Raw genomic sequence first — 9,495 nt, 5'->3', positions numbered from 1 at the left:
TGTGCTCCACTAGATAGTCACGGAGGGCCTGCTCTAGTTGAGCCACGCTACGCTGTGAAAGCTGCTGCGACGCAGCTTGCGCATCGTCAAATCGGAGAAGAAACGCTCCACTTGGTTTAGCCATGAGGAATAGGTGGGAGTGAAATGCAGCTGCCAGCGTGGATGGCGAGCAAGCCACGCTTTGACTGCTGCAGTGCGATGCGTGGCATAGTTGTCGAGAATGGCGTGTATTTTCAACCCTCTAGGCACCTGCCTCTCAACAGTGCGCAAGAAGCTCAGAAACTCCTGCTGTGTGTGCTTTCGATGTGTTTTGCCGATGACTTCACCGGTGGCCACATTGAGCGCAGCAAACAGTGAGGTGGTGCCATGGCGGAAATACTCGCAGGCTGACTGCTCGGGGGTGCCTCCGAGCAGAGGTCATATGGGTTGTGTAGGAAGCGACCGCTAACTAGGCTTTTAAGTCAACTTTAGTCGATCATCGATCGCCTCAATTAATTTTTGAGTGCCCACCTTAGGATCCAAGTCAGTAAGGCACTCCTGAAGGACTAGGTTACGAACAGCCCGAGATAAACAGCGGTGCTGTATCCGCATGTGGCGGTAGGCCACTTTGATGTCCTCCTCGGTCCATTTGTGGAAATGCTGCTGAGTGATTGACTCGAGATGCTGCTTATTCATGCTGCTAGTTTCTTCATGCTCCTCGTTGGGTAAGAATCTGTAGGGGCATCGCTCCAATGACCGGGTATGGATGTCTTCTTCTCCATCAAAGTCGTGCCCGCTCCCGCCATTGCTTCATTCACGACCAATCTAACAAATTTTGATTCAGAAAAATCGTTGGTTTTATCCGGCCAAAATGGATCCCAAAACGAGATATCTCACAATTTTATCGAATGAAGCCAACATATCTCTATGCTTATGCACCCTAGACACGCTCTCCCGCCCTATTAGACATATGTGCGCACAGCATCAGTCTCTACAGTAGGCACTGATACTCACACTCAGGTGGCCGGTCGACTAGCCCCGATTTTGAACTGAATGCGAGATACAAATTCCCGTGTAAGCGTCTCAAATCGCCTCTCTATGATGAGAACGAAATATCGAGCGAAAATGCTCTCGCCTTCAGCGAGGCTACAACGTCGCTTTCTTCACCTTGCCAAACTCGGTGCCGAGGAAGCGTTTGGCGAGGGCTTCGGCTTGTTCGGCAAGGTCGGTGAGATAGATCTCCAGGGTGGGTTTGCTGCGAGCGGTGCGCAGGAGATTTTGCTTTTCCAAGAGCGTCTTGGTGTGCGCGGCACAGGTGCTGGCGCTATCCACAAGGCGGACTTTGTTCCCCAACATCCGCTTCAGCACAGGAACCAGCAGCGGGTAATGCGTGCAGCCGAGCACCAGGGTATCCATCCCCTTATCCAGTAAAGGCTTGAGATACTCGCGCAGCACTGACTTCAGGGCGGGATGATCGATCCAGCCTTCCTCGACAAAGGGCACCAGTAAGGGCGTGGCCATCGCGTGGATCTGGAGATCAGGCTGCCGCATGGCGAGAGCGTATTGATAGGCGCTACTGCGGATGGTCCCAGCAGTGCCGATGATGCCCACACGCTCGCAGGTTCCATCCGCCAAGGTGGCTTCGACTCCCGGCTCCAGGACTCCGATGATGGGCACCCTGAAAGTCGCCTGAAGAGCGGGCAAGGCATGAGCCGTCGCCGTATTGCAGGCGACGACCACCGCTTTCACCCCATGACTGACGAGGAACTGCGTGTCCTCGACGGAAAAGCGCCGAATGGTATCGGGTGACTTGGACCCATAAGGCACCCGTGCGGTGTCACCGAGATAGATGATGGACTCATTCGGCAACAGCTCACGCAGGGCACGGACGACGGTCAAACCACCAACGCCAGAGTCAAAGACACCGAGGGGAGCAGAAGAGTCAGGAGCGGTCATGGGTGGAGCAACGATGGATCTGATAAAGATAAGACAGCATTCACAGGATTTGCAGGATGAACAGGATGGATTTCAAAGTAGTTTCAGCACAGCCCCTCCCCCCCAGCGATGCTTACCCCCCTTGATCTCAAGCTTCTCCGCGACGTGAGCCGCATGAAGGGCCAGATCGTCGCCGTTTCCCTGGTGATGGCCTGCGGGCTGGCGATGATGATCATGACGCGCAGTCTGATCCTGACGCTGGAGAGCACCCGGGATGCTTATTACCAGCGCTATCGCATGTCGGATGTGTTTGGCTCGCTGAAACGTGCGCCGCTCTCCATGAAGGATCGCATGGCGGAGATCCCAGGAATTACGGCCATTGAAACCCGGGTGGTGCTGGATGCAGTGCTGGATCTCCCGGGCGTCCTGGAGCCCTGCACGGCTCACATCGTCTCCCTCCCGGAAGATCGCGATCCCCTGCTGAATCAGCTTTTCCTCCGCCGGGGCCGCATCCCACGCATGGATGTGCGGGGAGAGGCCGTGGTGAGTGAGGCCTTTGCTCTGGCCAATAAATTGGATCTCGGAGACAGTGTCTATGCCATCATCAACGGCAGGCGAGATCGAATCACGGTCACGGGGATCGGACTCTCCCCCGAATTCGTCTTCGAAGCGCGTGCTGGTGAAACACTGCCGGATAACAAACGATTCGGAGTCTTTTGGATGAACTACCGAGCCGTTGCCGTGGCCTACAACATGGATGGCGCTTTCAATGACTTCGTCGTGGATCTCGCCCCCGGCACGGAAGCAGGCCCCGTGATGGCGGAGCTCGATCGGCTACTCATGTCCTATGGTGCTGCCGGTGCCTACACGCGCAAAGATCACGGCAGCGCCGCACGATTGGATGATGAATTGCGGGTGCTCAATGCGCTCTCCGTGGCTTATCCCGTGGTGTTTCTCAGTGTCGCCGCGTTCATGGTCAATGCCGTGCTTGCGCGCCTGGTCCGACTGCAAAGAGAGCAGATCGCTCAACTCAAAGCCCTGGGTTATTCCTCCTGGCAAGTGGGGAGGCACTACCTGGGTTTTGCCATGGTCATTGTCGTGTTGGGTTCCATCCTGGGCGGGATCGCAGGGCGCTTTATGGGGAATGGGCTGATCAGCATGTATGAGCTGTTTTTCAGGTTCCCTGCCCTGAACTTCAAAATGGACTACAGCGCTCTCGGCACCGCACTGGCCGTGAGTGCAGGGGCTTCCTTTTTCGGGGTGCTCAGTGTCGTCTGGATGGCTGTCAAGCTTCCACCCGCCGAAGCCATGCGCCCCGAACCTCCCGCAGACTTCAAACCCAGCCTGCTCGAGCGATTGGGCGTCACGCGTGGCACGGGCCCTGCCTTCCGTATGGCGCTGCGCAATATTGAGCGGCGTCCTTGGCAATCCGTATTCACCGTCTTTGGCCTCTCCTTAGCCACTGGGCTCATGGTCCTTCCGGGCAGCATGGAGGATAGCATTGATTACCTGCTCACCTATCAGTGGAATGACGTGCAGAGACAGGATGTCATCGCCTTTCTGATCGAGCCCAGCAGCGGCAGCGGTCTTCACGATCTGGAGCATCTGCCCGGTGTGATTCGTGCCGAGCCCGTGCGTGTGGTGCAGGCCCGATTGAGCTTCGGCCATCACACCCGTAAACTCTCCATCACCGGCGTGGCCAAAGGATCGAGTTTGAATCGGCTTCTCGACACGCAGGGGCAGCCGATCGAGCTTCCCGAAAATGGTATCGTCATGTCAGCCAAGCTGGCCGAAATTCTCGGAGCTAAACTGGGCGATGAAATTCAAGTCTCGGTCCTCGAAGGCAAACGGCCCGTGCGTTATGTGCCCATCAGCGGTCTGCGCGAGGATTTTGCCGGGGTGGCGGCCTACATGGATAAAGAGGCCCTGCATCGCCTCATGCAGGAAGGTGATTCCGTCAGCGGTGCCTACCTCACGGTTGATCAAAACCGGTGGACGGACTTCATGACCGAAGTGAAGGAGACCCCACGGATCGCCGTGACTCTGGTCAAGAAGGAACAGCTTGCCGCATTCCGCAGCACCACGGGAGAAAGCATCGGCATCATCCGTAAGCTCTACCTAACACTCGCCGTCATCGTCGCCTTCGGCGTCGTTTACAACAGTGCGCGCATCGCCCTCTCCGAACGAGGTCGTGACCTCGCCACACTTCGAGTCGTTGGCTTTACGCAGAGAGAAGTGGGCAGCGTGCTTCTGGGAGAACTCACCATCCTCGTCCTCGTGGCTCTGCCCGTGGGGCTGCTCTTCGGCCGCGGGCTCGCCACCTTCATCATGGCCGCCATCAGCACCGAGACCATCCGCATGCCGCTGCTGATCAGCTACAAGACCTACAGCATCGCCATCCTCGTCATTCTCACCGCCGCCGGAGCCTGCTTCTGGGTGGTCGGACGCATGGTGCAGAAGCTGGATATGGTAGGCGTGCTCAAGGCGAGGGAGTAGCGTAAGAGAAGCTGGCCGCTCTCACAGCTCATCAAAAAATCACTTTTCCAGTCGGACATTCCACGTTCCTCGCCCGACAAACGTCTGTTTCAGTCAGACATGCGGCGGATCTCGCCCGACATATGGCCTATGTCTGACTGCATTTGATCTTTGTCAGCTTACAAAGCTCTTTTGTGCCCTTACTTTTGTCTTTTGTCAGCCTACAAATGCCGTTTGTCAGCGCTCAAAGATCGTTCTTCACCTGACAAAGATCATTCGTCAGGTGACATGCATCGCTTGTTAGACGCCCTCATCCTTGGCAATCAACGCAATAGGCGATATCTCCATTCGCCAAGGCATCAGTGAGCCACGCGGCTGAGGCGCTCCTGCCACCATCGGATGCCTTGAAAGTCAAAGAACGCCAGGGCTTTTGTGCTCGAAAGCACAATCACAACCTTCGCTTGGAAGTTGAGCCTTAGCATTCACCTCACAGTGGATGCTTGCATATCCATCCCAGGTTCGTTGTAGCTCATGGTTAGACATCGCCTCAGTCATATGAACAAACTCCGCACTTCAGACCAAATCACATAAACGAAAAGAGCGATATAAGGCCAAGAAAACGATGAAAGTAAAATCCACGCTAACTTGCTGCGTCGCCAGCCAACCAAACTCATCGCAATAACCGTGCAGACGAAGGCTGGCGGCAACGTGACAATCGTGCCGATAATCAAAAGCAACGGGCCATTGTAAACACCTGCGTAAGCCTGTGCCGTCACAAAAGCATAAATCAGCCAATACAATAGTGCGCACAATAGCGTGACCACACTCAAGCCAAGAGCGATGTAGCGCTGAGTGCTAGACGGTGACTGAACAGGATGGAGAGAACTCATGCGCAAGATGTCTAACGACTGGGATGAGGATACCGTGAGCGGAAAGCGTCGAGGTCAAAGAGCGGTTGTCTGCATCCCATTTTTGTTCGCCTTGAGGTGCTTGTTGTGACCGCTCATGTCTCGGGAGACGGACTGATCATGGGCGTGTAGCTTGCCTGGAGCAGGTCGGGCCGAAACCGAAGCAATGCGTCTTTAAAAGTCCAGCGCAATCGCACCGCTAAAGATCCCGCCTCTGACTGAATGTGGACTCTGTAGCCTCGCCAATACCACATGGACAAGGGCTCCACATGTGTGACCAAACTCCAGGGAATGAAAAAGGGCGAATGGAAAGGGCGAAAGTAGATCACCGTGTAAAACCAAAGTCCGTCAATGCTCGGAACGACACGAACGACACCGCTGTAGCTAAACCGCCAGGCCCCATTGAAACAGATATAGGGAGATCCGAATGAAGGACCTTTAGGCCGATTCCTCCTACCGCCGTAACACTCGGAAAAAGCTCGCCAGCCCGTCCGTGCGCTGTTGTAGTTGTTGATCAGCAACCACATCCCGAACACGAAAAATGGGAACCACCAGGGCATCGGATCACTTCGCTGAGCTAAAAAGATCATGGTCGCGGGAGACTCGCTTTAGGTGGGTAAACGTCAAGCATCAGGCAGGTTGACAGGAAGCACGCCATCAATGCAAGGCAGGGATTGGAACGGCGGTGAATCATTCAAACTTAAGGCGAGTCAGTCGTTGCACTCCAGGAAGGCGATGCCCAAAGGAGGCTTCAAGCGTGTCTAGTCTAGCTATCATAGAGGGCATGGCGAGAGACGCTGTTAGTTGGGCGAACGGCCGGGATCAGGCGACGGCGGGGTGGACGTCGCTGACACGACAGATAGCCTTCGAGCCGTTGCCTGCATCCGTTTTGTTCAGCCTTGGAAGATTGGTGGTGACTTGTCATGGTTGAAGGGATCAAGAATAATGAAGCAGCGCGTGCGAAGCTGGCGACGCCCATATCGCCCAAGTGAAAAGCGGGGAGCCACTGCAAAGCGACGAGAAGACCAGGGACTTCAGAGTACGCATCCTCAGATAGTGTATGAAGGCGGAAACAATCAAAATCGGGACCACAAATGAAACAGCCAACACCATGCAATGCCATGCTGTCATCGGCGCATGAAGCGGAATGGCAAGTATCGAGGAGAGAGCAAACCAAGCGGACGGTATCATGGCAATGCCCGCGAGGATCAAGCACAGCAAATGGGCGATGGTCCCTTCTGGTTTCATGGCGGACTCATTTTCTTGGGCGAACGTCTCGGATCAGGCGACGGCGAGCGCAAGACGTTGCTGACGCGACAGATAGCCTTCGAGCCGTTGCCTGCATCCGTTTCGTTCGGCCCTCCATTTTTATGTAGGTCGGTGGTCAGGGGATGACTTCGCCAGAACCTGTATAAATCCACCTCAGAACCTTTCCATCTTTCACATAGGCGCTGGCGGTCACGTCAAACGGCCCAAACGCCGTGGTCAACTCGTAAACCAGGTCCACACGCCACTGGCGGATGCCATCCACAGTCTCTTCCGTAACGTTTCCCCATTTCCGAACATCTGCGGGCTTAAATTCGGTGACATCACCGGCAAGCAGGCTTGAGACAAGGAGTGGGTAAGCACCAGCGCCATCCTTCTGAGGCGCAATCATCGTCGCTGCGGGTGAGTTCAGAGGGGCAGCGTTCGAACGTGTCCTGCGTGAATGAACCAGCGCCACTAAGCCGCATATGACAGACAATAGACAGATTATTCGAAGAAGAGATCGTTTCATGTCATGCGATGTATGTAGATGCTAACGAGATGGTTGCAGCGAATCTTAGAAGCTTCAGAAAGCGCCTGATCATGTGGAAAGCCCAGGACTCCGTTCTCGGCCGAACGTCTAAGCTGTGCCGACTGCTGGGGAGGCGGTGGACGTCGAATAGGCGGGGAGGATTGGAGTCAAAAGTGAGCAAATACGGCAGCAATCCCCAGCGGTTGCCTCCAGTGCCTTGTTCGGCCTTGGTTCGTCGGTGGTCATGGTCGTGGTCTAGGATCGAAAGCGATACTCGTAGCTAATGCCTCGTCGAATATCAATAATGGTGCGGCCAATGTAGCCTGAGTCGTAGCGAATGTGGATGTAATCGCTGCTATTTGGGGAGTCACCAATGCTCAAGTCCTTCGGTGCATGCTCTCGCAGATACAATCTCCAGCCACTTCAGATGGTAGACCATCAACCCAAACTGTGTCACGACCAAATATCAGCTTCATCCGTGGCAAGTCTGCGGTGGGAAAGCAGTAAATGGTCAAATCCTCTCCATCTCCGTTCCATCGTGATGAAACTCCGTGTCTCACAACACGGAAGATCGTAGAAGGGTAGCCTCACTCTGCGAACTTCGACAGTATGGCGGCATCTGGTGCAGAGTCTGTGCTCCAAACGTCAGCCTTACCGCTCTCGTGAAAATCATACATGAGCCACCCGAAGAAGCAGGATGCACCTAGAACCAGAGCGAGCGACAACCAGCCTATGATGCGGAGAATCTTCTTCATGGCTACTCGGGTGACGCTGCGAAGTTGGCCTAGACTTTATGGCTGCGGCCCGGTTTGCGCGAGCAGGTTGGAAGCGCAGCACGTTGGCTTGAAAAAGGCGTGGTGTGCTGGCTGCATGTGTTTCGCGGGCTGCCTCTGGCGAGGCCTATCCGCACGTTCGGGGAGCGGTGTTGAGCCGCTGCCGGACGAACCAATGAATGAGCAACCAACACACCACATCTGATGAGCCAAGAAGTATTGTATTTGGGACTCGATGTCCATGCCGAAAACATGGCCGTCGCCATCGCCGAGGCTGGGCGCGAAGGAGAAGTCAGGAACTATGGAGTGATCTCCAGCGACCTGCCAGTGTCGATAAGCTACTGCACAAGCTGGGGCATCCTGGCAAAGAACTGCGTGTCTGCTATGAGGCAGGTCCCTGCGGCTTCGTGCTGGCACGCCATCTGAAGAAAAAAGGCATCGCCTGCGATGTCATCGCGCCGTCACTGACTCCCAAAGGATCGGGTGACAAGATCAAGACAGACCGGCGTGACGCCCGCATGCTGGCACGTCTCCACCGTGCAGGCGAACTCACCGCCGTGCATGTGCCGGATGAGCGCGACGAAGCGATCCGCGACCTCTGTCGCGCCCGCACCGATGCGGTGCAGGATCTGCGCAGCGGACGTTACCAGCTCAAAGCCTTCCTTTTGCGCAACGGCTACCGTTACACGGAGACCACCGCCTGGAGCACGGCCCACATGCGCTACCTGAGGGAACTCAGCCTGCCCCATGCGGCGATGAAGGTGGTGTTGGAGGAGTATCTGCAGGCCATCGACGCCGCAAGCGAGCGCATTGAGCGGATCGAGGTTCACATGAAGGCACTGCTCGCAGACTGGCACATGCAGCCCGTCGTGCTCGCCCTGATGGGGCTCAAAGGCTATCAGACCGTCGCCGCCATGATCACCGTCAGTGAGATTGGCGACATCCACCGCTTCCCGCATCCGCGCCAGCTCATGGCCTATCTCGGACTCGTGCCGAGCGAAAGCAGCAGCGGCGGCAGTCGTGCCCAGGGCAGCATCACCAAATGCGGCAACGGCCACCTGCGCTGGATCTTCAACGAATGCGCCCAGCACTACCGGCTGCCACCGAAGGTCAGCAGCCCGCTCACCACACGGCAGGAAGCCATCCCCAAAGCGCACCGGCGGCAGGTCATCGAGATCTCCTGGCGCTGTCAGAACCGGCTGCATGAAAAAGGCCGCAAGCTCGCCGCACGCGGCAAGACACGGCAGAAGGTGCAGACGGCACTCGCACGAGAGCTCAGCGCCTTCGTTTGGGAAGTCATGAGAGTCGTAATACCCAGGGCTGATGGCACACGGGCCGCAAGCACTGCACGGACACTGAAGCCCCTCGAAGCCGCCCAACCAGCAGCCAAGAAAAAGGGCCGAAATTACACCTTGAAGACAAAGTGAACTTTGCGAGCCGGAAACCCAACAGACTGTCAGATTAACCAAGAACCACTCACCTCAACATCCCAAGCTTTACACCTTAGAATCAGACGGATCGACACGGAGGCCAGCACACGCGGACGTTATGAGATCAGAGAGACCGAGAGGTCACTTGAGCACTCGAGCCGAGACTGTGAGAACCAGGCCGCGGTGAAACTAAGAAATGCGTTACCCCAACCTTCGTT

At 56.0% G+C, this 9,495-nt stretch carries 7 protein-coding genes and 1 pseudogene; 3 read left to right on the top strand and 5 right to left on the bottom strand.

Going from position 1 to position 9,495, the window contains the following annotated elements; genetic code table 11:
- Positions 1-39 precede the first annotated feature (39 nt).
- Together B5D61_RS24950 and murI are read right to left on the bottom strand one after the other, a co-directional pair.
- A pseudogene (locus B5D61_RS24950) lies at positions 40-378 on the bottom strand (IS630 family transposase); the annotation flags it as partial.
- 747 nt (positions 379-1,125) lie between these two features.
- Complete coding sequence (gene murI, locus B5D61_RS24940) at positions 1,126-1,935, bottom strand: glutamate racemase (RefSeq protein WP_078816151.1); 810 nt, start codon at positions 1,933-1,935, stop codon at positions 1,126-1,128.
- Between the two features lie 108 nt (positions 1,936-2,043).
- Between murI and B5D61_RS24935 the strand changes: the two genes are divergently transcribed.
- Positions 2,044-4,410, top strand: coding sequence for an ABC transporter permease (locus B5D61_RS24935; protein ID WP_078816150.1), 2,367 nt, complete (start codon positions 2,044-2,046; stop codon positions 4,408-4,410).
- Between the two features lie 530 nt (positions 4,411-4,940).
- On the opposite strand, the gene B5D61_RS25980 is transcribed toward B5D61_RS24935, so the two are convergent.
- The 3 genes from B5D61_RS25980 to B5D61_RS24930 all read right to left on the bottom strand — a co-directional run bounded on the left by B5D61_RS25980 (position 4,941) and on the right by B5D61_RS24930 (position 6,954).
- Complete coding sequence (locus B5D61_RS25980; protein WP_139373501.1) at positions 4,941-5,279, bottom strand: hypothetical protein; 339 nt, start codon at positions 5,277-5,279, stop codon at positions 4,941-4,943.
- 113 nt (positions 5,280-5,392) lie between these two features.
- A complete protein-coding gene (locus B5D61_RS25975; RefSeq protein WP_139373500.1) occupies positions 5,393-5,887 on the bottom strand; it encodes a hypothetical protein in 495 nt (164 codons plus the stop codon).
- A gap of 794 nt (positions 5,888-6,681) precedes the next feature.
- The gene (locus B5D61_RS24930) at positions 6,682-6,954 is read right to left on the bottom strand and encodes a hypothetical protein (protein WP_078816149.1); all 273 of its coding nucleotides are present in this window, start codon (positions 6,952-6,954) and stop codon (positions 6,682-6,684) included.
- Positions 6,955-8,051: 1,097 nt separating this feature from the next.
- On the opposite strand from B5D61_RS24930, the gene B5D61_RS26920 reads away from it, so the two are divergent.
- Positions 8,052-8,273: a hypothetical protein gene (locus B5D61_RS26920; RefSeq protein ID WP_245846604.1), complete on the top strand. Its 222-nt coding sequence runs from the start codon at positions 8,052-8,054 to the stop codon at positions 8,271-8,273.
- The gene (locus tag B5D61_RS24925; RefSeq protein ID WP_245846603.1) at positions 8,189-9,274 is read left to right on the top strand and encodes an IS110 family RNA-guided transposase; all 1,086 of its coding nucleotides are present in this window, start codon (positions 8,189-8,191) and stop codon (positions 9,272-9,274) included. Before B5D61_RS26920 ends, B5D61_RS24925 begins: the two co-directional genes overlap by 85 nt.
- Positions 9,275-9,495: the final 221 nt, after the last annotated feature.

Origin of the sequence: Prosthecobacter debontii (assembly GCF_900167535.1) — a bacterium.
Classification (GTDB): Bacteria; Verrucomicrobiota; Verrucomicrobiia; order Verrucomicrobiales; family Verrucomicrobiaceae; genus Prosthecobacter; species Prosthecobacter debontii.
The sequence above is the reverse complement of the archived record's forward strand: the minus strand, read 5'-3'. Positions and strand labels throughout refer to the sequence as shown.

Coding starts and splice junctions, on each gene's coding strand:
- B5D61_RS24935 (WP_078816150.1), top strand. CDS start 2,044: ATGCTTACCCCCCTTGATCTCAAGCTTCTCCGCGACGTGAGCCGCATG.
- B5D61_RS25975 (WP_139373500.1), bottom strand. CDS start 5,887: ATGATCTTTTTAGCTCAGCGAAGTGATCCGATGCCCTGGTGGTTCCCA.
- murI (WP_078816151.1), bottom strand. CDS start 1,935: ATGACCGCTCCTGACTCTTCTGCTCCCCTCGGTGTCTTTGACTCTGGC.
- B5D61_RS26920 (WP_245846604.1), top strand. CDS start 8,052: ATGAGCCAAGAAGTATTGTATTTGGGACTCGATGTCCATGCCGAAAAC.
- B5D61_RS24930 (WP_078816149.1), bottom strand. CDS start 6,954: ATGATTGCGCCTCAGAAGGATGGCGCTGGTGCTTACCCACTCCTTGTC.
- B5D61_RS25980 (WP_139373501.1), bottom strand. CDS start 5,279: ATGAGTTCTCTCCATCCTGTTCAGTCACCGTCTAGCACTCAGCGCTAC.